Raw genomic sequence first — 25,220 nt, 5'->3', positions numbered from 1 at the left:
TGGCTTGGAGAAATGGGTCGAGATAAGGCAATACTCGATAAAATGACAATAAGCATAATGATCGATGCCATCAGACCATTATAAATTTGTACAAGCGTAATCTGTGATTTTAATTTAAGAATTTTTTGGATCGCAATGTGCATAACCTACCTCTAGTGAAACTAGTGTAAGTAGCGAATTGCATAATCACAAGTTGAAATGCTGAAAAATGCCCCCCATTAATGCTAAAGAGGACATAATTTCAGCAAGTCAGATTGTTTGTAAAGCAAAAGTCTAACCAACAATGCTACGAATAACTGCAAAATAGAGCACCAAGGCAATTACCCCCAATGCAATCATAATGGCGAAAGCCCCAACACCATTTTCTGCATCTGCAGGGTGTGCAGGATCGTCATCGGCAATACGTCTTAGCTCCCCATTGTATGTTTCATAAAAATCAGCCCGTTGATTTTCATCAAGCTGACGTGTGAAATCATAAACTCGTTTACGTTGTGCCAAACAAAAATCCCCAAGATGAATTTCTTGATGGAAAACTGCTTCATCTAATAGCGTTCGGTGATATTGCGCCAACGCTACAATTTGAGAAACAGTTGGAGGCATATCAAAATCAAAACCGTCTAATGTATTTGTCATGTTATTCTCCTTATAAAATACAGTTTCCTGTTTTATTATCATATTCAATCTTTTGATTGTTCATTGTTTAATCATGTAAACAAAATAAGATGAAGAATACTCGACAATATATTTGACAATTCCAGCAATTTGTAATAAATATTTAACATTAGCGTGATATTTATATCTAAAGGTAAAATTACCTTTAAGTGATCATAATTAGAATAAGGAGCTTAAAATGATTCAACAAATCTCTCATCATGACTTAGAACATGCGTATGCGGATGCAGTAAACACCATTCAATCACAAATGAACTTCGTAGAAGCAGTACAACAGTTAGAAAGCGTTGCACGCGCTGGCCACGGTAAAGCAGCACTGTTTTTGGCAGAACTTTATTATCAAGGTTTCCGCGTAGAACGTGACTCGCTGAAAGCACAATACTGGCAACAGCTTGCCACCATGAAAGCATAATAAAACGTCACCTAGGTGGCGTTTTTTTTGAGGCTAACATTTTGATATGACATATTTATTTACATAGTTATGCAAAGCTTACACTGAACTTTCATCTTAATTATTTAAAATAGCGTCATGTTCCTTACTGACATAACGCTATGTACAAAATTTTAAAACTCCAACCGATTTCAAATCATTTATATTTAAAAATCAATATTCTAAGAGGCATGATGTACTGCGGTATTCTTTGGGGGCTTTACAACACTGAACAGCAAGGCTGGGCGATGACCTCAGATCATGATGACTATGTTTTCCCTTTTTGGCTCAATGGTTTACACGCACATCAATATGCTCAATTGCACTGGCCAAACTATATTCCTAAAAAAATCACACCGCAGGATTTCCAGAGCGCATTACTGCCTACTCTATCACGCTTAAAAGTCACCCCTGCGCTATGTAATGGCACAAAGCGTATGAAGCTCAGTACGTCTCAAATGCGTCACTTTTTCTTCAATGACGCTATTCTAGAGCCAGCTTAAGGTTCATTGAGAACAATAAAGTTCAATGAACTTATTATTTTATTGAGAGCTATGACTGTAAAGTATTTGCTTTTTTTTAAATCGCGCTAATTTAAATATAAAACAATAACCACAACCGAGGATATGCCCTATGACCAATGTTGCTCAAGTATTAAAAGATAAAGCACATCAAGCAATCTACACCATCAGCCCTGAAGCCACGGTTCTTGAAGCAATTTCACTTATGGCAGATAAAGGCATTGGTGCACTTGTGGTCACACAAGAAGAACGTGTTGTAGGTATATTGTCCGAACGTGACTATATGCGCAAAGTCATGTTGATGGAACGTACTTCAAAGCAAACCACAGTCAATGAAATTATGACAGCAAAAGTACTGACGGTCACAACAGCAGTTACGGTTGAAGAATGTTTAGACCTGATGACAGATCGCCACCTACGTCACTTGCCTGTGGTTGAACAAGATAAATTATTAGGACTCATTTCTATTGGTGACTTGGTAAAAGCGGCAATGGATGATCAAAAGAAACTGATTGAGCAACTACAACAGTATATTTCAGGTTAAGTTTTAATGTTTAGGTGTTCAAGCATAAACATATACTCAGCATTGGCTATTAATGATAAAAACGAGATCATAAAAAATCCCTGCTCTAAGTAGGGATTTTTATATAACTATGAGAGGCTTAAAATTTAATTCAGACCTAATTTTGCAGCAACATAGTCTGCATCTTTGTCGCCACGACCAGATACGTTCACCACAATTTTAATATCTTTGGCCAACTTTGGAGCTTCACGAAGTACCCACGCCACGGCATGTGAACTTTCAAGCGCAGGTACAATTCCTTCAACTCGCGACAACCGCATAAATGCATCCAAGCACTCTTGATCAGTCGCAGTGGTGTATTCAACACGACCCAAGTCTTTCAGTAGACTGTGCTGTGGCCCGACACCAGGATAATCTAAACCTGAAGCAATCGAATGCACTGGTAACGGTTCACCTTGATCATTTTCAAGTACATAACACGCCATACCATGAATCTGACTTGGTTTACCTAAAGTTAAGGTTGCCGAGTGCATGTCGGTATCTAAACCATGACCTGCTGGTTCGACACCAATCAGTTTCACATCTACATCGTTTAAAAATGCGGTGAAAGCACCCATAGCATTTGAACCGCCACCCACACATGCAACCACATAATCTGGGTTAGCACCAAAGCGATCATGGGTTTGTGCTTTAATTTCTTTACCAATAATCGACTGGAAGTCTCGCACCATCATTGGAAATGGATGTGGCCCAACAACCGAACCAATAGCATAGATATAATTGGTTGGATCTTTTAAATACTCTTCAAAAGCACTGTCCACAGCATCTTTGAGCGTTGCAGTACCACGTGTCACTGAAATGAGTGTTGCTCCAAGGATTTTCATTTTGACGACATTGGGATGTTCTTTTTCAATATCGACCTGCCCCATATGAATTTCACACGGAATCCCCACCAAAGCACAGGCTGTTGCTAGTGCAACGCCGTGTTGGCCCGCACCGGTTTCTGCAATAACTTTGGTTTTACCCATATATTTTGCAAGCAGCGCTTCACCCAAACAGTGATTAATTTTATGTGCGCCTGTGTGGTTTAAGTCTTCACGTTTAAGATAAATCTGTGCCCCGCCCAACTGTTCAGATAACCGTTTTGCATAAAACAACGGACTTGGACGACCAACATAGTGCGCAAACAGTTCAGCAAGTTCAGTTTGAAATTCTTCTGTTACACGAATTTGCTCGTAAGCGACTTTAATGTCATCCATTGCCGCTTTTAAGTGAGGCGGGATAAACTGACCACCATAGTTCCCAAAAAAGCCTGCGTCATTCGGCAAAGCAATACCATTAATTTGATGATCCATTTTTATGATCCTTATTCTTAAAATGTGCTTTCTTTCCAGCTTTATCGTGCTAAATACTTGGTCATATCCTCAACGCCTTTGAGAGTCATTGGGTACATATGGTCTTCAAAAATTTGCTTAATTAAACCAATCGTATGGGTGTAATGCCAATAACGGTCTTCTTCTGGATTCAACCATGCTGTTTTTTCAAAATGATTGCGTAAACGCTGTAGCCAGACATTTCCTGCTTCATCATTCATATATTCAACCGAACCACCCACAGAATTGAGTTCATAAGGTGCCATAGAAGCATCCCCAACCACAATTACACGATAGTCGCGTCCGTAGGTATTGAATAAATCCCATGTATTCATACGAGTACTTGAGCGACGTACATTGTCTTTCCAAACATAGTCATATAAACAGTTATGGAAATAGAAATACTCTAAGGTTTTAAACTCAGTTTTCGCCGCACTAAAAAGTTTTTCGCATTGTGCAATGTGTGAATCCATCGATCCACCCACATCAAACAACATCAGCACCTTAATGCGATTACGACGTTCAGGCACGAGCTGCACATCGAGTATGCCTTGCTTCGCGGTTTCACGAATTGTACCGTCGATGTCTAACTCTTCAGCCGCACCTTGTCTCGCAAACTTACGCAAACGACGCAATGCCATTTGCATCTGACGCGTTCCGAGAATTTGATCATCATCCAAATTCTGATATTTACGTTGTTCCCAAACTTTTACAGCAGAACGTTTACGCCCTGGCCCACCAATACGCACCCCTTCAGGATGATCACCATAAGCACCAAATGGAGACGTTCCTCCAGTGCCGATCATCTTGTTTCCACCCTGATGTTTCTTATGCTGTTCGCGTAAGCGCTCTTCCAGCATTTTCATGAGTTCTTCTAATGAACCAGCTTTCTTTAATTCTTCACGCTGCTCAGGGCTTAGATGCTTTTCTAAGAGTTCTAAATCGAACCAGTCTTTCGGTAACTTTTGAACTTTATTGAGTAGATCATCCAAATCAAAAGTTGAAATCCCATCAAAATAGTCCTTCATACCTCGGTCAAATTTGTCAAAGAAACGTTCATCTTTCACCATAATGGTTTTGGCGAGTTGATAAAACTCTTCTTGATCGGCAAAGACCAAACCTGAAGCAACAGCTTCATTCAAATCGATCAGTTCACGCGTCGAGACAGGAACACCGTATTTGCGTAAGGTATAAAACAAGCGCACAAACATGCGTGTTTCTCCTTTAGCGACGTGACATGAAGGCTAAACGCTCAAGCAACTGTACATCTTGTTCGTTTTTAATGAGTGCGCCATATAAAGGTGGAATGGCTTTAGACTTATCATGATTACGCAGTACATCTTCTGGCATATCGTCGGCCATGAGCAAGCTTAACCAGTCAATCAACTCAGAGGTTGATGGTGGTTTTTTTAGACCCGGAACTTGACGTAATTTGAAGAAAACTTGTAATGCTTCATTGACCAATGCCGTTGAAATTTGCGGAAAATGAACATCAATAATTTCACGCATGGTCGCGTCATCTGGAAATTCAATATAGTGGAAGAAACAACGACGCAAGAATGCATCTGGAAGTTCTTTTTCATTATTTGAAGTAATAATCACAATAGGACGTTGTGATGCAGTAATAGTTTCGCCCGTCTCATAGACATAGAAAGACATCTTATCCAATTCATGCAACAAGTCGTTTGGAAACTCAATGTCCGCCTTATCAATTTCATCAATCAATAAAACACAACGTTCTTCACTGGTGAACGCTTCCCACAATTTACCCGGTTTAATATAGTTTTTAATGTCATATACACGGTCGTCGCCCAGTTGGCTGTCACGTAGACGTGAAACCGCATCATACTCATATAAACCTTGCTGGGCTTTTGTGGTTGACTTGATGTGCCAAGTCAATAATTTTAAGCCTAAGCTCTCAGCCACTTGTTCAGCCAGTAAAGTTTTGCCCGTACCCGGCTCACCTTTGACCAATAAAGGCTTTTGTAAGCTACGTGCAGCTTTTACAGCAAGTTTTAAACTATCGGTAGCGATGTACTGATCTGTACCCGTAAATTGTTGTGTTTCAACAGACATGATTAAACCTTATTTTTATTAATTACAGCGGTGAATGATTGTTACTGACAACTGCTTTGGTTTTATTAGCCACATATTTTGACCAAAAGAAACCGATCACAAGCCCCACACCCATGACAAAGAGAATCAGTGACAAATTTGACCAAATGAGTGCTGATTCTTTCGTTAACACACCGAAAAGCAAGCCAAAAATAGCCGGTGCAATCGATGAGTTTGGACCTTCGGAAACCGTTGGTGTCAATAAAATGGCAAAGATCATCATCCATGTGATGCCACCCAACAGCTTCGGTAGGCGTGTGGCAATGGAATACCAACACCACAAAATCAGCAAACTGCCCAAAAGGTAAACTGTGACAGCAATACTGTCTTCAGGAATTGAATCGAGCATTGAAAGAAAACTATCCACGGTGCAACTCCTGAATTATGCTTTATGCGCCACGAAGGCCTTCTGGTGCCGCAGCGTTCGGATTGATTAATCCTTCTGGCGGCATTTGTAGAAAAAAGCCTTGAGTTTGAATCGAATCCATGACATGCAATACATTTACACGGGCCAATTTACGCACTTCACTCAGCTCTAATGACATCACAAAAGTCGCTCGACCAAATGCAACACGAACAGCTTCAGGTAAAACATTCAATGGGCTAAAATCTTCAGCGGCTTGATCGGCTTCAGTTGGACAAGCAATATAAAGATACATTTCATCTTTTTTACTTGATTTATAAATAGAACATTGCATATCTAAAACAGCACTCAAATAACTCAAGCCACAGGATACATCAAATAAAAGCAGCTGACATTAGTCATGATTAACGCATCAGTCGTGATTTTGTATAAATATTCAAACTTCAGACCAATTGACTAATTATTAATCCATCACTTTCATTTGCGTCGAAAGATAGCTTTCATCACGGCGTAGGAGTTGAATTAAAGGTTGGGTTAACAAATCATAGCGCCAACCTAATAAATAATCAGGCAAGTCTTGCTCATCATTATGAAAAACCACATGTTGATGCAGTGCGTTCATCCACTTTTTGCGCATCAACACTTCTTTAGGAATACTGGTTTCATTGACCACATTTTGAATTAAGTGATCAATCTTCTCCCCCACATCTTTTGAAGAATGACGGATGGGACGTGCCATACGTAGCGGCCAATCTGCTTGCTCAGGCAAGAACTTCACCAAATCTAAAATGGTTTTGCCGTGCTCGCGGACAACGTTTTGACGTATGTCTTTTACACCCGATAACTGAAAAGCATTTTTTGGATTTTTCTCAACCAAATCAATCATGCTTGAGTTTTTCAAAATGAAACTACGTGGTGTATTTAGAGCTTTCACCATGTGTTCACGCCATACAGCCAACTGCTGCAACTGCATTAACTGACGACGTGAATGTCGATAGTTACCAATATCTTGATAGAGTAAATGCAAAGGCGTTTCTGTCGCGATTTCTTGCGTCAGATGCTGACAGTCCTCAAGTGCAAAATGTAAGAGTGACTTTGAATCTAGTTCTTGTTTAACTTTTTCAGACAGATTCATCAAGTACAGCACATCGTTTGCCGCATAGCTGAGTTGTGCAGGGCTTAATGGACGCGCCAACCAGTTTGAGCGGGTTTCCCCTTTGTCGATATCGACATCCAACATTTGTTTCAGTGCATTTTGATAGCTCACTTGTAAGCCATGTCCTAAAAATGACATGCCCACTTGGGTATCAAATACATTGTTTAAGGTTTTATGCTGTGCATAGTGATAAATCAGGTCGATATCTTCACTACAAGCATGAAAGACATTTTGTTGTGCGCGAAAAAGTTTATTCCAAAATTCAGATAAATCGAGTGTCGTACCATCGAGTAAATAGACATTGTTTTCGACATTGATTTGAAATACGCCTAACTTCGGCCATAAGGTATCGACTTTGATGAATTCTGTATCGAGTCCATAGACTTCGTTACGATCCATTTTTTCCAAGACTGGTGTTAAGTCTTGTTGCTGCTGAATAAACTGAAACATATCCTACTGCGTCTAATGCTAGATGCTCTTTGGGCTATCTTACCTGAATAAGATCATTTAGCTATCAAGATTTCTAAGGGTTTTTTAATTATTTGCCGTTTTTTGTGATTTTTTTATACAATAGGACTTACGCATTGACGGATTCAAAAAAGTATTAAAATACTTTATAAAGTATCTGTGATCAGACGAATTAAACATGCTTCTACAGCAACTTGTACATTACCCATTTATATGGGCTTTCTCATGACAGAACCGAACTCTATTAGCTGCACACAACTTGCCGAGACTTATAACATCTCGCATGATAGTGTAAATCGCTTTCTAGAACGTGAAGACTACACACCTCACGACCTATATCAAGAAGCAATTCAACATATTGATAATAATAAACTTATAGTCAGTATTGATGATACTGTTTTAGATAAACCCTATAGTCAACATATGGACTTGGTTAGCTATTTTTGGTCAGGCAAACACCACCGATCCGTCAAGGGTATTAATCTCATTACCTTGTATGCGACAGATCAGAATGGTCAAAATATTCCAATTAATTTCCGAATTTATGACAAATCTGAAAGTAAAACCAAGAATGATTACTTTATGGATATGTTAAGTGAAGTACTCAGTTGGGGTGCAAAGATTCAATTTATTACAGGTGATAGTTGGTATTCATCGACTGGAAATCTAAAAACCATAAGAAAATATGGTATTCGATTTATGTTTGGTATCGACTGTAACCGTAAGGTTTCCCCAGAAAAAGGACAATGGTTTCAACTGCGTTTATTGCCAAATTTCCATCAGGGTCAAGTGGTCTGGCTCAAAGATTTTGGCTTTGTACAATTATTTAAGACTCAGTTAAAAGAACAGCAGAGGTTTTATATTGTGCATCAAGATGAAGATGATTTATTGTCCTTTGAGGGTTTTCATGAATTACATTCAAGTCATTGGAAAATAGAGCAATATCACCGGGTGATTAAACAGGTTTGTCATATTGAAAAGTTTCAAGTAAGACGATCTAAACTGATTTTGAATCATATTTTTTCAGCCTTGATGGCCTACGTCGAGATACAAAAGAACCAGTTTGAGCGGATCTTTGAAAATGTATATCGTTGGCAGAAGAAATTATTTAGACCAGTTATCAAAAACTTCATTGATGACTTTATTCTCGATAAAAATCATCTGCTACCACAGAGAATCTATAAATAATAGTGCGTAAGTCCTATACAACTAGATTCAAATTAATATTTTTTTTATCTTACTCAAGATTTCAATCTTGTAGCTCAACTAAAAAATGAAACAAGTATCGAAATACTTATTTCATTCGCATTCTATTATGTACAGCTTGGCTTAAGGTATGACTATCGACATATTCAAGTTCACCACCCTGTGGTACGCCTTGTGCAATGCGCGTCATTTGGATCGGTAAATGTTTCGTTGCCTCGACCAAATAGTGCGCTGTGGCCTGACCTTCTACCGTTGCATTGGTCGCCAAAATCACTTCTGTTACTTTACCATCGCCTAAACGCTGGATTAGATAAGGAATGCCGATCTCTTCAGGCCCAATACCATCAAGTGGAGATAAATGCCCACCCAATACATGGTACTTACCGCGGAAACTACCACTTTGCTCAATCGCCATCACATCTGCGGGAGACTCAACCACACAAAGGAGTTGATCGTCTCGTTCATGCGAGATGCAAATATCACAAACTTCGTTTTCGGTCAGTGAGTGACACAAACTGCATTCGTGAATATAGCTGGTGGCTTCGTTCAAAGCATGTGCAAGACCCACAGCCCCTTCACGATTTTTCATAATCAGATGAAGCGCCATGCGCTGAGCCGATTTCGGCCCAACACTTGGCAAAATACGTAAAGCTTGTACCAATTGATCAAAACGATCGCTAAACACTATACGTATTCCTTAATTAGAATAAACCAGCAAGACCTGGTGGTAAGCCTGCACCTGAGTTCGCAGCTTTCATGCGTTCTTCAGTGATTGCTTCTGCTTGACGTGCAGCATCATTCATTGCCGCAGCAATTAAGTCTTCAATCATATCTGCATCATCTTGCAATAATTCAGGATTGATTTCGATACGTTTTACCACATTGCGGCAAGTCATCGTCACTTTAACCAAACCACCACCAGCTTCAGCATGCACTTCAGTTTGCGCAAGCTCTTCTTTAGCTTTTTTAATGTTGCTTTCCATGTCTTTTTGCATGCGTTGAGCTTGCTGCATTAACATATTAATGTTCATTAAAATCTCCGAACATAAAATTAAAAAATTAGATTAAGTCTAAACCACGTGTGATATCGCGAATAATATCATCAATATCTTCTAAACCAACAGAAACACGAATTAAACCTTCACGAATTCCTGCGGCTTGTTTCGCTTCTGGTGAAAGTTTGCCATGGGTAGTCGTTGCAGGATGGGTAATGGTCGATTTGGCATCGCCCAAGTTGCCTGTAATTGAAATAAACTGAGTATTGTCAATAACAGTCCATGCCCCTTCGCGCTCGCCTTTCACTTCAAAAGAAACGATCCCACCAAAGCCTGTTTGTTGCTTCGCTGCAAGCTCATGCCCAATATGCTCTGGTAAACCTGCGTAATACACTTTTTCGACTTTCGGGTGTGTATTTAAGAATTCTGCCAGTTTCTGCGCACTTGCTGAATGCTCGCGCATACGTAAACGTAAAGTCTCTAAGCCTTTTAAGAATACCCATGCATTGAAAGGACTCATTGAAGGCCCTGTGGTACGTACATAACCAAACACTTCTTCGAGTAGTTTATGACTACCAACCACTGCTCCACCGAGAGCACGACCTTGACCGTCCAAATACTTCGTCGCTGAATAAATCACCAAGTCCGCACCAAACTCAATTGGGCGCTGTAATACTGGCGTACAGAAACTATTATCAATTGCTAAAAGTGCGCCATTGGCATGTGCGATATCAGCAAGTGCTTGAACGTCTGCCACTTCAGCCAAAGGATTCGACGGAGACTCAACAAAGAGCAATTTAGTTTCAGGCTTAACGGCATTTTTCCATGCATCTAAATCTGTTAAATCGACAAAGTCGACAGTTACACCAAACTTAGCCACATATTTTTCAAACAAAGATACGGTCGAACCAAATACCGCACGTGAACAAATCACATGATCGCCCAGTTTTAAAAATGACATTGCCACGGCCATAATTGCGGCCATACCTGAACTGGTTGCCACTGCCCGCTCTGCACCTTCTAAAGCTGCAAGGCGTTTTTCAAACATTGCAACAGTTGGGTTGGTAAAACGCGAGTAGATGTTCCCTGGCTCTTGACCTGAAAATTTTGCTGCGGCCTCTGCTGCATTTTCATAGACAAATGATGAAGTTAGAAAGATAGGTTCGCCATGTTCTCCCTCGAAACTACGCGTATGCCCAGTACGAATGGCTAAGGTATCTAATTGGTATTCAAATTCGTCTTGTAGGCTCATGGCTCTGGTTCAGTCGACAGACTGCCTTTGTAAAGAATTGCCAACATTTTGAGCGTCTAGGCTATTTAAGGTCAAGGTAAAATACGCGAATATTGATTAGACTTCGATCAAACTTTCTGCTTATTTGAGATCTAAGACCTATATGCACGCTTTAAAAACTAAAATTTCAACGCATCAAAATAAATTAAAGAATCTTTCTACGCGCATTTTTAATGGAAAGTCACTCATTTTGTCACAAAGCACACCTTATGAAGTGATTGAAACATTTGATCTGACCCAAATTCGCTATTACGCACCTGAAGTGCGTAAGTATAAAGAACCCTTGGTTTTTGTGGTCCCGCTAGCCATCAATATGTCTATTTACGACCTTTACCCTTATCGCTCACTGGTGAAGTACTTCCAACAGCAAGGCTTTGCCGTATATGTGATTGATTGGGGGAAATTAAATATTCACAACCGTCATTTTAACTTTCTGACGTTTATTGATCATTATATTCCACTCTGTATACAAAGCATTTTAAAACATAGCCACAGCGAGCAAATTTCCCTGCATGGCTGGAGTATGGCTGGCATTTTCGTGACTTTGTATACCGCCCTGCATCAACCCAATTTTGTGAAAAATTTAATGGTTTTGGGGAGTCCAATTGACAGTTATAAATCTGGGCGAAATGGACAGTTCTTTGCATATCTCAATCGAATCATTTCAAAAAGCAAAGCATTACAACAGCAAATTTATCAGGGCAAGATACCGAAGCGTCTGCTTCATACCTCTGGGGGCTTAAATACTTTTGGTTTTAAAATCATTGATCCTATCAGTTGGTTTCAAAGTCATAAGAACCTACTGCTTAATTTAGATGACCGTGAAGCCTTGTATGAACATGCCACCATTGGCGGTTTTCTCAATCGTATGATTGATTATCCCGGCGGCATTAACCAAGACATGCTTTTTAATGTTTGGCTACGTAACCCACTCAAAACTGGACTAATCACATTAAATGAGAAAAGCATAGCTTTAAAAAATATACAGTGCTCATTGCTTGTGGCTGCGGGGACAACAGACCAACTTGTTACAGCAGAGGCAGCTCAACCATTAACCCAATTGACAAGTAGCACCGATGTCACGTTTACTCTTATCCCAGGGGGACATTTAGGACTGATGTCGAGTAAGCGTAGTGCCGATGAATTTTGGCCACAACTGGCTCAGTGGTTAAGTGAACGTTCAAGTAAAATTTAAATACTAAGGTTTGACATGATTCAGTCAGTTGCATTTATCGGTCTAGGCGCCATGGGTTATCGCATGGCATCACACTTACCTAAACACTTTGAACACGTGTGGGTATGGAATCGCAATTTTGATAAAGCAAAACAACATGCAGAAGCCTATGGCACGCAGGCGGTGGAACTTGCGCAAGCCGTTCAGGCCGATATCGTCTTCTCTTGCCTTCCAACCAGTCAAGATATTGAAGACTTACTTGCACAAGTTGAGCTTAAAGCAGGCAGCATTTGGGTCGATTGCACCAGCGGTGTACCCTCTTCTGCAAAAAAAGTAGCTGAACAGCTTAAACAACATGGTGTGGACTTTTTAGATGCACCGGTAAGTGGTCAAACTATTGGTGCTGATAATGCAACCCTTACGGTTATGATCGGTGGTGATGCCGCAGCTTTTGAACGCGCACTACCAGCTATTCAAGCGTTTGGTAAACTGATTAAACACGTGGGCGAATCAGGTGCTGGTTTTGCAGTTAAAGCCGTAAACAATATGCTTTTGGCTGTGAACCTCTGTGCTGTTGCCGAAGGGTTTACCACCCTAAAAGCCCATGGCGTAAACTTAAACGAAGCATTAGATTGCATTAATGCGTCTAGTGGTAAAAGTGGCGTAACTGAAACTGTTTTACCACAGCGCATTCTTAACCGCAGCTTCCCGCTTACTTTTGCACTCCCTCTATTAGCAAAAGATACGGGCATTGCCGTTGATTTAGTCCGCGAAGCAAAACTATCCGCACCTGTGATTGGACTGGCTCAAAGTTTAATTCAAACTGCTAGTGATTTATCTGAAGCAGACAGCGATTTTTCTTCAGCAGTTAAACTATATGAGTCATGGAGCAAAATTACTTTAGAGTAATGCTTATCATAGTCAGTCATACTTTAACTTTAATCATAAGTTAAGCTATTCCGATGGCCGAACAAAAAGCCTCATAAAGAGGCTTTTTGTATATTTCTAATATTATTGACATTTTGATTCATTAAGTGTCTGACTACATATTTAAAAGCCATACGTTGTATCGGACTAAGTTCTTGTTGATGCATATTATAAAAATCATCTGGGCTATCAAATAAACCGAAATCTTGATTAATCCCCTTGTCTTGGATAAAAGTATCATTCAAATTCCAATCAATAGGTGGATTTTCAAAATTCTCGGTAAATACCCCAAAACCACAAAAGGTTTTTGCTTGATGCTTATTTATACTTTGTAATTTTTCTAAATAAAGTCGATCAATAATTACACCCCACTGTGACCCTCTCAATGAAATTTAAAAATGTTAGAGCCTAAGAAAAGTTGTAAAAATAGACTAAATTACATAAAAAACTTAAATATCCATTTCTATCTGTCATCTTAAAAGCTATTGATATATATAAATTTTATGTATTATATGCAGCAATTATGAAGTAAAATTACAATTGAGTAAGAACTCACTATTGAATAAACAGAACAAACCCCTATAAAGTAATAGCGTGACTACATACAATGTTACAAACTGAGGAAATTCTCATGAAAAAGTTGACTGTAGCGGTTTTTGCCAGTCTTGCAACATTAATCGGGGCGCAAAGTTTTGCGGCATCACCTGAGCAAGAGTGTCAAAAATTAAAAGATGATCATGATGTCATTTATGCATCTAAAGGTTTTTGTTTTAAGGACCCTGAAGCGAAAGCAAAATTTGGCAATGATAATTGCTACACCACTAAACCGAAATTCTCTGAAAAAGAGCAACAACGTCTTGACGCCATTAAAGAACGTCAAAAAGAATTGAAATGTAAGTAAATCAGTTTAAGCGAAACTTAAGGAATAGACATGGCTTACGATGAGCAAAACATTTTTGCACGGATTTTACGTGGTGAACTTCCAGCCATTAAAGTATATGAAGATGACCAAGTTCTTGCATTCATGGATATTATGCCTCAAGCAGACGGTCATACTTTAGTCATACCAAAAATACCTGCAGTAACTTTACTCGACCTCCCTGCCGATGCTGCCGCCTACACCATTCATGTAGTACAAAAAGTAGCAAAAGCCATTGAAGTCGGTTTGGATGCCCAAGGCATTGTCCTCATGCAACTGTCTGGAGCTGCTGCTGGGCAAACCGTTCCCCATGTACATTTCCACCTCATTCCGAGTTCGGTACATGAGCTAGGTAAGCATGCGTTGCAAATGGGTGATCAAGAAAAAATCAAAGCACAAGCAGAAAAAATTCGCGCTGCTTTGTAATTCCATCCATTCAATCAAGGAGCTTCGGCTCCTTTTTTTAGGTCTAAAAATAAATAAGATCAATAACCTAAGCACTCAAAATCAACCTTAACAATTTATCGCGGAAATGCATTTGACATTGAGTTGTTTAATATTTTTGTAATATTACCTTAATATTAATGACTTATTTGTAATCAATAATGAGTGCCAAGAGACAGAAGTCTGATGAATAAAAAGACGACTGAATAACCTTTTATAGACGAATCAACAAAAAGTCTTTCTTGGAGCTACACATGAAAAAAACACTTTGCGCATTAGCAGTTGGGGCAACCTTATTTACACCAGCACTAGCTATGGCTGCTGATGTTAAAGTTTATGGTCGTGCACACGTATCTTTAGACTATCTTGATGATGGTAAAGACTACAATGAAGTTGGTCTTTCTTCTAACTCATCACGTTTAGGCTTCAAAGCTGAACAAAAATTAGAAAATGGCATGACTGTTTTTGGTCAAATCGAGCAAGAAGTTAACTTTGCTAGCGGTAGCCAAGATGGCGATGGTGTAAAATTTGCAACACGTGATACTTTTGTTGGTTTGAAAGGTGACTTTGGTCAAGCACGTGTTGGCCGTTTTGACAGCCCATTTAAAGCTGCTCGTGGTCCAGTAAACTTCTTTGGTGATATGGTTGGTGACATTCGTAACGTGACACGTGTTACTGAAGGTGCAAATGTACGTTTTGATGAACGTAATGAAAATACTATTGAATATAAATCACCTAAATTTGGTGGTGGCTTTAATGTGATCGGTGCCCTTTCTTTACATGAAGGTACTACAAAAGCTGAAGACGATAAAGACAAAGCTTACGACTTAGCTTTAACCTATAAAGAAGGCAACGTAGATTTTGCTGCTGCTTATGAGCACTACGAAGAAGATACACGTGCTGAGCGTGATGGCTTCCGCGTGGCTGCTGCTTATAAATTTACCCCAGAGTTGAATGTCGGTGCTTTATACCAATACACTACTATTGATGGTGGAGAAGATACAAACGCTGACGCAAATGTTTTTGGTATCGCGGCAGACTATAAAGTAGCACCTAAAACTTATGTACGCGGTCAAGTCTTCCACCGTGATGTAGATGCCGAAGATGCAAACTCAACTTTAGTTGCTGTAGGTGTAGAGCATCGTTTAGATAAAGCAGTACGTGTTTATGCAAACTTGGCGACAATGCTTAATGATGAAAATGCCTACTTAACTCCTTGGAATCAAGCACGCAGCAATGGTAAAAATGTTTATGCTGCTGTTGGCGAAAACGCTACCGCACTTTCTTTAGGTTTCCGTTACGACTTCTAAGTTGTATTCCCCTAAAAATTAAAAAAACACGCTTCGGCGTGTTTTTTTAATTTAGAATTTTAAGTAATAAAACAGCCATTCTAGAATGGCTTTTTATTTCGAATTTAGCGTTTTAAGAAACCCGAAACTAAGTTCAATACCTGTTGAATATCCGCGTTGGCTTCTTGAGGATTAGTTTGTCCTGCTTGTGGGGTGAGTGAGTCAATAATTTGCGGTAACACTTGTGAAATAGCACTATATACATCTTGTTTAGGTGCATTCGCTTGCTCTGCAACTTGCTCCACCGCGGCATCATCAAACAAGTTTTGCACTTGCTCTGGATTTACACTGGCATTTTCTCCTGGTCCTGTAGAAACCCAGTCCTCAACCTGACTGCTTAAACCTTGCCCTTTGAGTTTATCTAAAGCTGCCTGCAAACCACCTTGCTGTTGAATCCATGCCAGAATCAAAGGCAATACTGCAACCAATAAACTTTTTCCACCACCTGCAAATCCTGAGTTCTGCGAGTTTGGCACCTGCTGTGACTGTCTACCAGTCAAGCCACCCAACACCGAGCCTAAAATATCGCCCAGACCACCCTGTTGTGTTTGGCCAGTACTACCCGCTCCGAGTTGCCCAAGCACCGAACCCAAAATTCCACCCAAACCACTTTGTTGGTTTGACTGTTGCTGACCGCCCATGGCCTGTTTTGCCAAAATTTCTATAATATTATTAAGGTTCGTCATCACTTTATCCCGTCTAGGTTTTTAAACAGCATACGATGTTTAAAAAAACCCTATAGAGATAAATTGTTAATTTTTGCTATGAATGAAAAAATAGAGTCGCAGTCGAATCACCAACGGAATTTATTCCAGTTTTCAGGATTCGCCCAAAACTTTGAATTAAACCAGTCAGGCACATGCTTATAGGTCAAAATATTAAATTGCCATAAAGCAAAGTCTTTACCATGCGTCGTTTTATCGATCAGTTGAGTAAAACCTAAAGCACGAAGTAGTTGTTCATCCTGCAATTGACTCACCACCACAATACGCTTTGCCATCAAATCTCTTAAACGCACCAATAGTTGTGATTTTTGTTGTGAGCTTATATTTTGCATTTCTGCCGTATCAAAAAGTACAAAACCTAAATCATAGCGCTGGGTAAAAGGCAGACTTAAAAAGTCAGATACGCTAAAATATTGCCATTGAATAGATTGATGATGATTTGGGCTGAGATCCTGCCCAATGCACAATGCAGTTGAAATAGGCTGTTCTTGAGATAAATCGTCTAGCATAGAAGTAATGACGTTCAGTTCAGCCATAACCGCATCCTTAATATTGAGTGAGTAATTCTGTATGGAACTTCAAGGCATTTGCCATAAAATGCATGCAGGTCTTAAGGACCTTAGTGTAACTGATCAACATACACACAAGGCAAATGTTGAATATAAATTTATCCTAGATCGTTCAGAAGTTGACCTTCCTTTTAACTTGGGTCAAGAAATCGAGATTGAATGGACTGGTAAAATCTTCTGTGTTTCATGTGGTACGAAGACTTCTAAATCATTTTCACAAGGCCATTGCTTCAAGTGCTTTAAAACCAAAGCCTCTTGTGACATGTGTATTATGAAACCTGAAACCTGTCACTACCACCTAGGCACCTGCCGAGAAGACAGCTTCGCACATGAAGTTTGTTTCCAGCCACATATTGTTTATTTAGCCAACTCAAGTGCCCTAAAAGTTGGGATTACACGGATTAGCCAAATGCCAACCCGTTGGCTCGATCAAGGTGCAACCCAAGCCCTTCCAATTATGAAAGTCGGTTCGCGCCGTCTTTCAGGCCAGCTCGAAATTATGTTTGGCACACAAGTGGCAGACAAAACCGATTGGCGCAAATTACTCAAAGGCGAAGCTGAACCACTCGACTTGATTGAAGTTCGCGAACAACTCATCGAAGAGTTTGCACCTAAAATCCAAACCATTCGTGAGGAATTTAGTCAAAATCTTGAATTCAATGAAACGGTTGAGCTTTTGGAAACTGAACTGCCACGCGAGTTTGTTTATCCAGTTGAGCAATATCCTGAGAAAATTAAATCCCACAATCTGGATAAAACCCCAGTTATTCGCGGTAAGTTACTAGGGATTAAAGGTCAGTACCTGATTTTAGATACAGGCGTGATTAATATTCGTAAATATTCAGGTTATGAGCTCAAAATTCGTGCCTAAGCTTGTTTATCCTTAAATAAAATTTGTTTATCTACACACATAAAAAAACCTGCACGAATGCAGATTTTTTTATGTCATACGATTATTTAATTTTTGCATGTGCTTTTAAGTATTGCACATAATCTTCAGCTTCTTGCTGACCACGAAGTTGTTGATATAACTTCGAAAGCTCAGCCAATTGCTCATCCGTCAACGTACTAGACGTCGTCTTGTTTACGTTTGATACCGCTACCACCACCATTTCTGTTGGCAATAATGCTGTTGTTACAGACCACTGTCCTGCTTTTGGTGCCGCTTGGCTAAACGCCGCACGCTCAACTGCACGTGGTAAGCCTTGTGAACGAATAAACACTTGCGGTGCAGTAAAGGTCAAACCGCTCTTGGCAACAACAGATACTGCTGGTTGAGTTTTAAAGTCTTTTAAACTTTGAGCAATTTTGGCTTTAGCAGCATCATAAGCTTTTTGTTCAACCAATTTTGCTTTCACACGTGGTGTTGCTTCTTGAAGCGTTTGGACACCTGCCGCATGATAATCACGTACTTTTGCCCAAACCACATCCCCATTCGGAAGTTGAATGCTGCTGGTCGCGTTACGATCACCGTTTTTAACGTCATCGTTAAACAGTTTCACTTTTACCGCAGCATTACTTAATACAGGATGCTGTGTAGATAAGGTCATGCCTTTTACTGTTTGAACTTGTACACCTTTAACTTCTTGAGACACCACGTCTAAAGCATCTGAGTCTACAACCAGTTCATTTAAACTGTTTACAGTATCAGAGAATGCATTGGCTGTTTTATTCTTTTGAACTTCCGCAGTCAAACGTACTTTTTCATTTTCAAAAGATGGCAACTTCACAGCTGGCGCATCAGTTTCAATGACATGGTAACCAAATTCAGTTTTTACAGGCGCTGACACTTGGCCCGATTTAAGTGATGCTACAGCTTGGTCAAAAGCATCACCAAAAGTGCCTTTGTTATAAACTGCTAAAGCACCACCATTCGCTTTAGATGCAGTATCTTCAGAGTATTGAGCCGCAGCTGCTGCAAAGCTTGTTCCTGCTTTAATTTTCGCAACAACTTCTTCTGCACGTTTTTTCGCTTCAGCATCTGTACGTGCATCCGTCGTAATCAGAATATGTTTAACCAAAGGCGCAACATTATCTTTTTGTGCTTCAACAAACTGTGTATAGGCTTGCTGCAACTCCGCATCTGTAACAGGTGAAGCAGCAGCAGGAACATTGGCTGGTGTTAACAACACATAGTCAACATCTACACTTGCCACTTGTTTAAACATAGCTGGGTGTTGTTTGTAATAGTTTTCAATCTCTTGTGCTGAAACCTTGACGTTCTTTTTATATTCATCAAGATTTACATTGGCAAACTGCACAGTACGCTGTTCTGTTTGTAAGTTAGCAATTTGTTGAATATCTAGTTTACTCACCAATGCATAATCAACAAAAGTCGAACGCATCATTTTTAATGCATGGTCTTGACGTAAGTTTGCAACGAGTGCATCACTACTCATACCCACAGACTGCAAATAGCTTGAATAACGCGTTTCTGAAAATTTTCCATTTTCTTGAAAACTTGGCTGTTGAGCAATCATCTGTTCAATTTGAGTATCACTGAGTGAAATGCCCAGCTTTTCAGCCTGTTGCAATAACAAAGTATTAGCAATCAGTTGGTCCATCGCTTTATCTTTAATAAAGCTTTGGTTGAGTAAAGTTTCATCCCCATTGGCATAAGCTAAGAATTGTTCTTTAAAGGAAGCGGTTAAGGTCTCTAATTCCTTTTCAGAAATATCTTGGCCATTGACTGATTTCACAGCGTCTTTTGACCCGCTACTAAAATATCCTTCAATACCTACAAGTGCTAAAGGGGTCAAAAACAAAATGAGCAAAGCCTTGCCCAACCAACCCTTAATAACTTTACGAAAAGATTCCATAAGTATTCCAATATTTTATTTGCCCGAGATTTTAACTGAAAAGCAGCAATGAATGAATGTGTTATCGACACATTTTCTAATGTTTAATAAAAAACGCGCCGAAAAGGCGCGTTTAGTATTTATTTAAAAGATTAAGCTACAGAATCTTTTAAACCTTTACCAGCTTTGAAGCTTGGTACTTTGCTTGCTTTAATTTCTAAAGTAGCACCAGTTTGTGGGTTACGGCCAGTACGTGCAGCACGTTCTTTCACGTTGAAAGTACCAAAACCAACAAGTGTAACTGTATCACCAGACTTAAGCGCTTCAGTGATTGAAGCAATTGTAGCGTCTAAGGCCTTACCAGCATCAGTCTTAGACAATCCCCCTTTCTCTGCAATTGCATCAATTAATTCTGATTTATTCATGTGGATCGCGTCCTCTTAATATCGTTTATTTAAGGTCCAAAAATTTAGTATAAATTACCGTAACGCCTTTATAGCAATGCTTTAGGTGAAAACGCAATACTCTGCATATGCTTTTTTGGAAAATAAATCACAAAAAAACGTTGAAAAAGGTACAAAAGCACAACCAGATCACTTTTTATTCACTTTTTCGTTTAACTTCTTATTTTCTTCAATCAAAACATCGATTTTATCATTCAGTTGAAGAATCAGGTTTTCTAAGTACTGAATGTCTTTCACTGTGACCAATCCAATGCGGTTTAAGGAGTGATTTACTCCACGATCCACGATCTTCTCAACCTTGTCTTTAGTATCTGTCACCGATTCACGTGCTTTCTCAGATACCTTTTCAACCGTTTGGTCAGCAATTTCAGTGGTTTTAGATTCTAACTCTTCGCCGACTTGGACCAAGGAGTCAAATAATTTATTCCCCTCTTCCTCTGCACGTGAAAAAGCACCCAAACCGGCTAACCAGATTTGCTTGGTATACTTTCTAAAATCCAAACTATTTTTACGGTTAAAATGATGCTTAGTTTTTGTTTTTTTTAGTGTTTCATCTTCTTGCGAAATATCATCTAACTCTATATCTGCTTTTTCCATTAGCACCATCTCCTGCATGATTTATGTGCAAAAACATCCAAAAAATCTTATAGATTGCACTATACTAGCAAATATTAGACTTGATCGATTTGTAAAACTGTTCTACAAAGCATCTTTATTACATTTTATTTTTAAGTCTGAAGTTTTTGCGAGCAGGATGCTCATTTCAGGTCAGGATTTAGGTTACTACTTATGAGTGATTCTCAAAAAGAATACAATCAAACACATATGCTACTCACTATGGTGATGATTGTTCTTGAGACGATCTTTTCTCTTATTTTAAAACACGACCGCGTGGTTGCACTTCACTGTAAAAAATTTGTTGAGCAAAATATTGCGATTAAAATAAATAGCTACCTGCCTTATTTCGATTTCTATATCACCTTTACCGCTCAAGGTGTTTTATTTGACGCCAAAGCCCCCGAAAAACCAGTCGACTTAGATGTACGCACCACATTGATGGATTTAATTAAAATTTTCGTCTTTGGAAACCGTCGTAGTATTAAAACCATGCGTATTGATGGTGACATCACTTTAAAAGATGAGTTCCGAGATTTAATTTTACATTTTAGTGCACCTAAAGTTCTTGCCGATTGGAAAAACTGGTTAACTGAACCAACTGATCCGCAAAATGTAGTTGCATCTAAAAAGCGCATTGCACCACTTTTAGAGAAAATTGAAGAACAACGTTCTAAAATCAACACTCTACAGGTTGAAGTGAAACAATACAAAAATCGTATTCGCCGTATCGAGCAACGTCAAAAACGTATAAATGTCACATTTTTTGTGTTTTCTATACTTTTGATTAGCTTATTGCTATATAATATTTGGCTTGCATAACTACATAATATTTCAAGCAAATTAAATACGCACAATCCCTATTAAAAAAACTTGACTATTTTAGTCAGGATTCTTAAAATCAGCACATCTAGTCTAATCATGTGTATCGAATCATGCGCTTAACAACTCGCGGACGCTACGCAGTGACTGCTCTACTTGATTTAGCTTTGCAGCCAACTGAACAAACGATCACGCTTGCAGAAATTGCAGCTCGTCAAACTATCTCTGTTGCTTATCTTGAGCAGTTATTTGCGAAATTAAAGCGCCACGGCTTAGTTTCTAGTATTCGTGGTGCCAACGGTGGTTACCATTTAGCTCGTCGCGCTGATGAAATCACGGTATTAGCAGTTATTGAAGCTGTAAACGAAACAGTTGATGCCACTCGCTGTGACCATAAAGGCAACTGCCAAAATGGCGCAATGTGCTTAACTCACGATTTATGGCAAGAACTCTCCCATCACATTGCCGACTATCTCGCTAAAATCACTCTTGCTGACCTTGTAGCACGTGACAACGTTCAAAAAGTTGCCATTCGCCAAAACACAGCACCTTCAGATTCAGCCCTTTTATCGGTAACAGGTATTTGACATGAAACGTCCAATTTATCTTGATTATGCAGCAACAACTCCTGTAGACCCGCAAGTCGCTGAACGCATGATGGAATGTCTGACATTTGACGGCACATTTGGCAACCCAGCATCTCGTTCTCATGCTTACGGTTGGCAGGCAGAAGAAAAAGTAGAATATGCACGTGAACAAGTTGCGAACTTGATCAAAGCAGATCCACGCGAAATCGTTTGGACTTCAGGTGCAACTGAATCAGACAACTTAGCTCTTAAAGGCGTAGCACAATTCTATGCGTCTAAAGGCAAGCACATTATTACAAGTAAAATTGAACACAAAGCTATTTTAGACACTTGCCGTGAGCTTGAGTCTGAAGGTTTTGAAATCACTTACCTTGAGCCACTTCCAAACACGGGTTTAATTACCCCTGAAATGGTTGAAGCAGCTATTCGTCCAGACACTATTCTTGTTTCACTTATGATGGTAAACAACGAAATTGGTTCTGTGACTGATGTTGCGGCAATTGGTGAAATTACTCGTGCACACAAGATCTTCTTCCATGTCGATGCGGCGCAAGCTGCAGGTAAAGTTGAAATTGACCTTTCAACCATGAAAGTTGACCTTATGAGCTTCTCTGCTCATAAAATTTATGGCCCTAAAGGTATTGGCGCACTCTATGTACGTCGTACTCCACGTGTTCGTTTAAAAGCGCAAATGCATGGTGGTGGTCATGAACGCGGTATGCGTTCTGGTACACTTGCAACACACCAAATCGTTGGTATGGGTGAAGCATTTGAACTTGCAGGTAAAAACTTAGCTTCTGAACAAGCACGCATTCGCGTACTTCGTGACAAGCTTTGGAATGGCTTACAAGACTTAGAACAAATTTTCTTAAACGGCCACCCAACACAAAACGTTGCGAACTACTTAAACGTAAGTTTCAACTTTGTTGAAGGTGAATCGTTAATGATGTCGTTGAAAGACGCTGCTGTATCTTCGGGTTCAGCTTGTACTTCAGCAACATTAGAACCTTCTTATGTATTACGTGCACTAGGTTTGTCTGACGAACTTGCGCACAGTTCAATTCGTTTCAGTTTTGGTAAATACACCACTGAAGCAGACATTGACCATGTACTTACAGTGACGCGTTCTGCGGTCGAGAAACTTCGTGAACTTTCTCCACTTTGGGACATGTACAAAGACGGTATCGACCTTTCTACAGTTGAGTGGGCTGAACACTAATTTTTCCTATTGAAGTCATCCACATACTGGAGGGCTTCATTGAAAAATCAAGTTTTGACCCCATATTTAATATTAACGCTGACCCCGAGGTTTGGAGACGCATCATGGCTTATAGCGAAAAAGTAATTGATCATTACGAAAACCCTCGTAATGTAGGTGTATTAGACAAAAATGCTGAAAACGTAGGTACAGGTATGGTCGGAGCACCTGCATGTGGCGACGTTATGCGTTTACAGATTCAAGTAGATGACAACGGTGTGATTGAAGAAGCACGTTTCAAAACTTATGGTTGTGGTTCTGCTATTGCATCTAGCTCTTTAGTGACTGAATGGCTAAAAGGCAAAACTTTAGATCAAGCTCAAGCGATCAAAAACATTGATATCGCAACTGAACTTGCTCTTCCTCCAGTAAAAGTACACTGTTCGGTACTGGCTGAAGATGCTATTAAAGCTGCTGTTGAAGACTACCGCAGCAAAAAATCTAAAGCTTAATTGCTTCGCATTTTAAAGAAAGATTAGGGAGTTTTCATGATCAACTTAACTGAAAATGCTGCAACTCATATCAGCAATTATTTAAAAAATCGCGGTAAGGGTGAAGGTATTCGCGTTGGCGTGAAAACTTCAGGCTGTTCTGGTTTGGCTTATGTGCTTGAATTTGTCGATTCAATTGATGCACATGACACCACCTTTGAGCAGTTTGGGGTGAAAGTATTTGTAGACCCAAAAAGCTTGGTTTATCTCGATGGTATGGAGATGGACTACGTGAAAAATGGTTTAAACGAAGGCTTTGAGTTTAACAACCCAAACAAAAAAGGCGAATGTGGCTGTGGTGAATCCTTCACCGTATAACAGTTCATCAACTTGCCTTTCAACATTAAAACAGTGTGTATCACACTGTTTTAATTGCATTTACATAGAGTGTTTTTGCTTTCGCAATGACCCCCAATTTAGCGCGGAATCCCTCTCCTATGAATCATTTTGAGTTGTTTAACCTCCCAGTAGCACTCGATATTGATTTAGCAACCTTAAAATCAGAATTTTTAAAGTTGCAGCAACAATATCACCCAGATAAAGCTCTCGATAAAGATCAAGCCCTCATAAAATCAAGTGAGATCAATCAAGCATTTAAAGTTTTATCTCAGGTTGATAGCCGTGCAGGATATTTATTAGGATTAAAAAAACAAGATTATCATCTTGATCAATCCATCAATGATTTTGAATTTCTCCAGTCTGCCTTAGAAATCCGTGAACAACTTGATGAAGCACGTTCAGCAGATGAATTACAATCACTCAAATTAGACGTTCAACAATGGATTGATGGTTTAGTCCGCGAATTCAAAATTGATTTTGAAGAGGAAGATTGGGCTGAGGCACGTGATGATGTCCGCAAACTTCGCTTCTTTGTAAAAGTCATGCATGACATAGATAAAGCTGAAGATCGTTTTGAAGATGACGATAGCTTTGATTTAGATGATGAATTTTAACTTATTTTTAA

At 39.5% G+C, this 25,220-nt stretch carries 31 protein-coding genes and 1 pseudogene; 16 read left to right on the top strand and 16 right to left on the bottom strand.

Features of this window, described 5'->3' with window-relative positions:
- Positions 1-273: 273 nt before the first annotated feature.
- Positions 274-633, bottom strand: coding sequence for a hypothetical protein (locus tag AC4MDD_RS08215; protein WP_004697078.1), 360 nt, complete (start codon positions 631-633; stop codon positions 274-276).
- Positions 634-850: 217 nt separating this feature from the next.
- Here AC4MDD_RS08215 and AC4MDD_RS08210 point away from each other — a divergent pair, with 217 nt between their 5' ends.
- The 3 genes from AC4MDD_RS08210 to AC4MDD_RS08200 all read left to right on the top strand — a co-directional run bounded on the left by AC4MDD_RS08210 (position 851) and on the right by AC4MDD_RS08200 (position 2,167).
- Positions 851-1,084: an SEL1-like repeat protein gene (locus AC4MDD_RS08210; protein WP_004697075.1), complete on the top strand. Its 234-nt coding sequence runs from the start codon at positions 851-853 to the stop codon at positions 1,082-1,084.
- A 140-nt stretch (positions 1,085-1,224) separates the two neighbouring features.
- Positions 1,225-1,605, top strand: a complete 381-nt coding sequence (locus tag AC4MDD_RS08205) for a DUF2750 domain-containing protein (RefSeq protein WP_114837285.1) — start codon at positions 1,225-1,227, stop codon at positions 1,603-1,605.
- A gap of 130 nt (positions 1,606-1,735) precedes the next feature.
- Positions 1,736-2,167, top strand: a complete 432-nt coding sequence (locus AC4MDD_RS08200; protein ID WP_114837284.1) for a CBS domain-containing protein — start codon at positions 1,736-1,738, stop codon at positions 2,165-2,167.
- A 125-nt stretch (positions 2,168-2,292) separates the two neighbouring features.
- On the opposite strand, the gene trpB is transcribed toward AC4MDD_RS08200, so the two are convergent.
- The 6 genes from trpB to AC4MDD_RS08170 form a co-directional block, all read right to left on the bottom strand.
- Positions 2,293-3,501 carry a tryptophan synthase subunit beta gene (gene trpB / locus AC4MDD_RS08195; RefSeq protein ID WP_491882544.1) on the bottom strand — a complete coding sequence of 403 codons (1,209 nt, stop codon included), beginning with the start codon at positions 3,499-3,501 and terminating at the stop codon, positions 2,293-2,295.
- A 41-nt stretch (positions 3,502-3,542) separates the two neighbouring features.
- A complete protein-coding gene (locus tag AC4MDD_RS08190; protein ID WP_005401232.1) occupies positions 3,543-4,730 on the bottom strand; it encodes a vWA domain-containing protein in 1,188 nt (395 codons plus the stop codon).
- A gap of 13 nt (positions 4,731-4,743) precedes the next feature.
- Positions 4,744-5,595: an AAA family ATPase gene (locus tag AC4MDD_RS08185; protein ID WP_004697065.1), complete on the bottom strand. Its 852-nt coding sequence runs from the start codon at positions 5,593-5,595 to the stop codon at positions 4,744-4,746.
- Between the two features lie 22 nt (positions 5,596-5,617).
- Positions 5,618-6,001 (bottom strand): hypothetical protein, encoded by a 384-nt coding sequence (locus tag AC4MDD_RS08180; protein WP_004697064.1) that lies wholly within the window; start codon positions 5,999-6,001, stop codon positions 5,618-5,620.
- A gap of 22 nt (positions 6,002-6,023) precedes the next feature.
- The gene (locus AC4MDD_RS08175) at positions 6,024-6,332 is read right to left on the bottom strand and encodes a YcgL domain-containing protein (RefSeq protein WP_279692284.1); all 309 of its coding nucleotides are present in this window, start codon (positions 6,330-6,332) and stop codon (positions 6,024-6,026) included.
- A 129-nt stretch (positions 6,333-6,461) separates the two neighbouring features.
- A complete protein-coding gene (locus AC4MDD_RS08170) occupies positions 6,462-7,604 on the bottom strand; it encodes a ribonuclease D (protein ID WP_336956973.1) in 1,143 nt (380 codons plus the stop codon).
- A 177-nt stretch (positions 7,605-7,781) separates the two neighbouring features.
- Here AC4MDD_RS08170 and AC4MDD_RS08165 point away from each other — a divergent pair, with 177 nt between their 5' ends.
- A complete protein-coding gene (locus AC4MDD_RS08165; RefSeq protein WP_007116247.1) occupies positions 7,782-8,810 on the top strand; it encodes an IS701 family transposase in 1,029 nt (342 codons plus the stop codon).
- A 106-nt stretch (positions 8,811-8,916) separates the two neighbouring features.
- Here the strand turns inward: AC4MDD_RS08165 and recR are convergent, their stop codons facing one another.
- Genes recR through AC4MDD_RS08150 form a run of 3 tightly spaced genes read right to left on the bottom strand, consistent with a single transcriptional unit; the run spans position 8,917 to position 11,075 of the window.
- Positions 8,917-9,513: a recombination mediator RecR gene (recR, locus tag AC4MDD_RS08160; RefSeq protein ID WP_010326778.1), complete on the bottom strand. Its 597-nt coding sequence runs from the start codon at positions 9,511-9,513 to the stop codon at positions 8,917-8,919.
- A gap of 16 nt (positions 9,514-9,529) precedes the next feature.
- Positions 9,530-9,859 (bottom strand): YbaB/EbfC family nucleoid-associated protein, encoded by a 330-nt coding sequence (locus tag AC4MDD_RS08155; RefSeq protein WP_004984648.1) that lies wholly within the window; start codon positions 9,857-9,859, stop codon positions 9,530-9,532.
- A gap of 28 nt (positions 9,860-9,887) precedes the next feature.
- A complete protein-coding gene (locus tag AC4MDD_RS08150) occupies positions 9,888-11,075 on the bottom strand; it encodes an O-succinylhomoserine sulfhydrylase (RefSeq protein ID WP_004697048.1) in 1,188 nt (395 codons plus the stop codon).
- A 142-nt stretch (positions 11,076-11,217) separates the two neighbouring features.
- On the opposite strand from AC4MDD_RS08150, the gene AC4MDD_RS08145 reads away from it, so the two are divergent.
- Both AC4MDD_RS08145 and AC4MDD_RS08140 read left to right on the top strand, forming a co-directional pair.
- On the top strand, positions 11,218-12,309 hold the full coding sequence (locus AC4MDD_RS08145; RefSeq protein WP_491882543.1) for an alpha/beta fold hydrolase: 1,092 nt from the start codon (positions 11,218-11,220) through the stop codon (positions 12,307-12,309).
- Positions 12,310-12,324: 15 nt separating this feature from the next.
- Entirely contained in the window at positions 12,325-13,197 is an 873-nt protein-coding gene (locus AC4MDD_RS08140) for an NAD(P)-dependent oxidoreductase (RefSeq protein ID WP_491882542.1), read from the top strand.
- A 71-nt stretch (positions 13,198-13,268) separates the two neighbouring features.
- Here the strand turns inward: AC4MDD_RS08140 and AC4MDD_RS08135 are convergent.
- Positions 13,269-13,589 (bottom strand): annotated as a pseudogene (locus AC4MDD_RS08135) (transglutaminase); the annotation flags it as partial.
- Positions 13,590-13,846: 257 nt separating this feature from the next.
- Between AC4MDD_RS08135 and AC4MDD_RS08130 the strand changes: the two are divergent.
- The 3 genes from AC4MDD_RS08130 (at position 13,847) to AC4MDD_RS08120 (ending at position 15,888) form a co-directional block, all read left to right on the top strand.
- A complete protein-coding gene (locus AC4MDD_RS08130) occupies positions 13,847-14,116 on the top strand; it encodes a YARHG domain-containing protein (RefSeq protein WP_491882541.1) in 270 nt (89 codons plus the stop codon).
- Positions 14,117-14,146: 30 nt separating this feature from the next.
- Positions 14,147-14,560 carry an HIT family protein gene (locus tag AC4MDD_RS08125; protein ID WP_491882540.1) on the top strand — a complete coding sequence of 138 codons (414 nt, stop codon included), beginning with the start codon at positions 14,147-14,149 and terminating at the stop codon, positions 14,558-14,560.
- A gap of 272 nt (positions 14,561-14,832) precedes the next feature.
- Positions 14,833-15,888: a porin gene (locus AC4MDD_RS08120; protein ID WP_491882539.1), complete on the top strand. Its 1,056-nt coding sequence runs from the start codon at positions 14,833-14,835 to the stop codon at positions 15,886-15,888.
- A 104-nt stretch (positions 15,889-15,992) separates the two neighbouring features.
- Here AC4MDD_RS08120 and AC4MDD_RS08115 read toward each other — a convergent pair whose 3' ends face one another.
- Both AC4MDD_RS08115 and AC4MDD_RS08110 read right to left on the bottom strand, forming a co-directional pair.
- Entirely contained in the window at positions 15,993-16,613 is a 621-nt protein-coding gene (locus AC4MDD_RS08115) for a YidB family protein (protein ID WP_195727994.1), read from the bottom strand.
- A 107-nt stretch (positions 16,614-16,720) separates the two neighbouring features.
- Positions 16,721-17,188: a DUF6231 family protein gene (locus AC4MDD_RS08110; RefSeq protein ID WP_004697025.1), complete on the bottom strand. Its 468-nt coding sequence runs from the start codon at positions 17,186-17,188 to the stop codon at positions 16,721-16,723.
- Positions 17,189-17,222: 34 nt separating this feature from the next.
- Between AC4MDD_RS08110 and AC4MDD_RS08105 the strand changes: the two genes are divergently transcribed.
- Positions 17,223-18,092, top strand: a complete 870-nt coding sequence (locus tag AC4MDD_RS08105) for a DUF2797 domain-containing protein (protein WP_436904929.1) — start codon at positions 17,223-17,225, stop codon at positions 18,090-18,092.
- Positions 18,093-18,174: 82 nt separating this feature from the next.
- On the opposite strand, the gene AC4MDD_RS08100 is transcribed toward AC4MDD_RS08105, so the two are convergent.
- The 3 genes from AC4MDD_RS08100 to AC4MDD_RS08090 all read right to left on the bottom strand — a co-directional run bounded on the left by AC4MDD_RS08100 (position 18,175) and on the right by AC4MDD_RS08090 (position 21,080).
- Positions 18,175-20,040, bottom strand: a complete 1,866-nt coding sequence (locus AC4MDD_RS08100; RefSeq protein ID WP_491882538.1) for a SurA N-terminal domain-containing protein — start codon at positions 20,038-20,040, stop codon at positions 18,175-18,177.
- Between the two features lie 131 nt (positions 20,041-20,171).
- Positions 20,172-20,444: an HU family DNA-binding protein gene (locus AC4MDD_RS08095; protein ID WP_004697018.1), complete on the bottom strand. Its 273-nt coding sequence runs from the start codon at positions 20,442-20,444 to the stop codon at positions 20,172-20,174.
- A gap of 168 nt (positions 20,445-20,612) precedes the next feature.
- Positions 20,613-21,080 carry a phasin family protein gene (locus tag AC4MDD_RS08090; RefSeq protein ID WP_195727997.1) on the bottom strand — a complete coding sequence of 156 codons (468 nt, stop codon included), beginning with the start codon at positions 21,078-21,080 and terminating at the stop codon, positions 20,613-20,615.
- A 192-nt stretch (positions 21,081-21,272) separates the two neighbouring features.
- Here AC4MDD_RS08090 and AC4MDD_RS08085 point away from each other — a divergent pair, with 192 nt between their 5' ends.
- From AC4MDD_RS08085 to hscB, 6 genes are all read left to right on the top strand, one after another.
- Complete coding sequence (locus tag AC4MDD_RS08085; RefSeq protein WP_491882537.1) at positions 21,273-21,920, top strand: hypothetical protein; 648 nt, start codon at positions 21,273-21,275, stop codon at positions 21,918-21,920.
- Between the two features lie 113 nt (positions 21,921-22,033).
- Positions 22,034-22,507, top strand: a complete 474-nt coding sequence (locus AC4MDD_RS08080; protein ID WP_004697011.1) for an Rrf2 family transcriptional regulator — start codon at positions 22,034-22,036, stop codon at positions 22,505-22,507.
- Between the two features lies 1 nt (position 22,508).
- Positions 22,509-23,726: an IscS subfamily cysteine desulfurase gene (locus AC4MDD_RS08075; protein ID WP_004697009.1), complete on the top strand. Its 1,218-nt coding sequence runs from the start codon at positions 22,509-22,511 to the stop codon at positions 23,724-23,726.
- 104 nt (positions 23,727-23,830) lie between these two features.
- Positions 23,831-24,217 carry a Fe-S cluster assembly scaffold IscU gene (gene iscU, locus AC4MDD_RS08070; protein WP_004697007.1) on the top strand — a complete coding sequence of 129 codons (387 nt, stop codon included), beginning with the start codon at positions 23,831-23,833 and terminating at the stop codon, positions 24,215-24,217.
- A 36-nt stretch (positions 24,218-24,253) separates the two neighbouring features.
- Complete coding sequence (iscA, locus tag AC4MDD_RS08065) at positions 24,254-24,574, top strand: iron-sulfur cluster assembly protein IscA (protein ID WP_004697006.1); 321 nt, start codon at positions 24,254-24,256, stop codon at positions 24,572-24,574.
- Between the two features lie 119 nt (positions 24,575-24,693).
- Positions 24,694-25,209, top strand: coding sequence for a Fe-S protein assembly co-chaperone HscB (hscB, locus tag AC4MDD_RS08060; RefSeq protein WP_004697004.1), 516 nt, complete (start codon positions 24,694-24,696; stop codon positions 25,207-25,209).
- Positions 25,210-25,220 lie beyond the last annotated feature (11 nt).

This window comes from Acinetobacter sp. CAU_H_29a_1 (genome assembly GCF_058599505.1).
The sequence above is the reverse complement of the archived record's forward strand: the minus strand, read 5'-3'. Positions and strand labels throughout refer to the sequence as shown.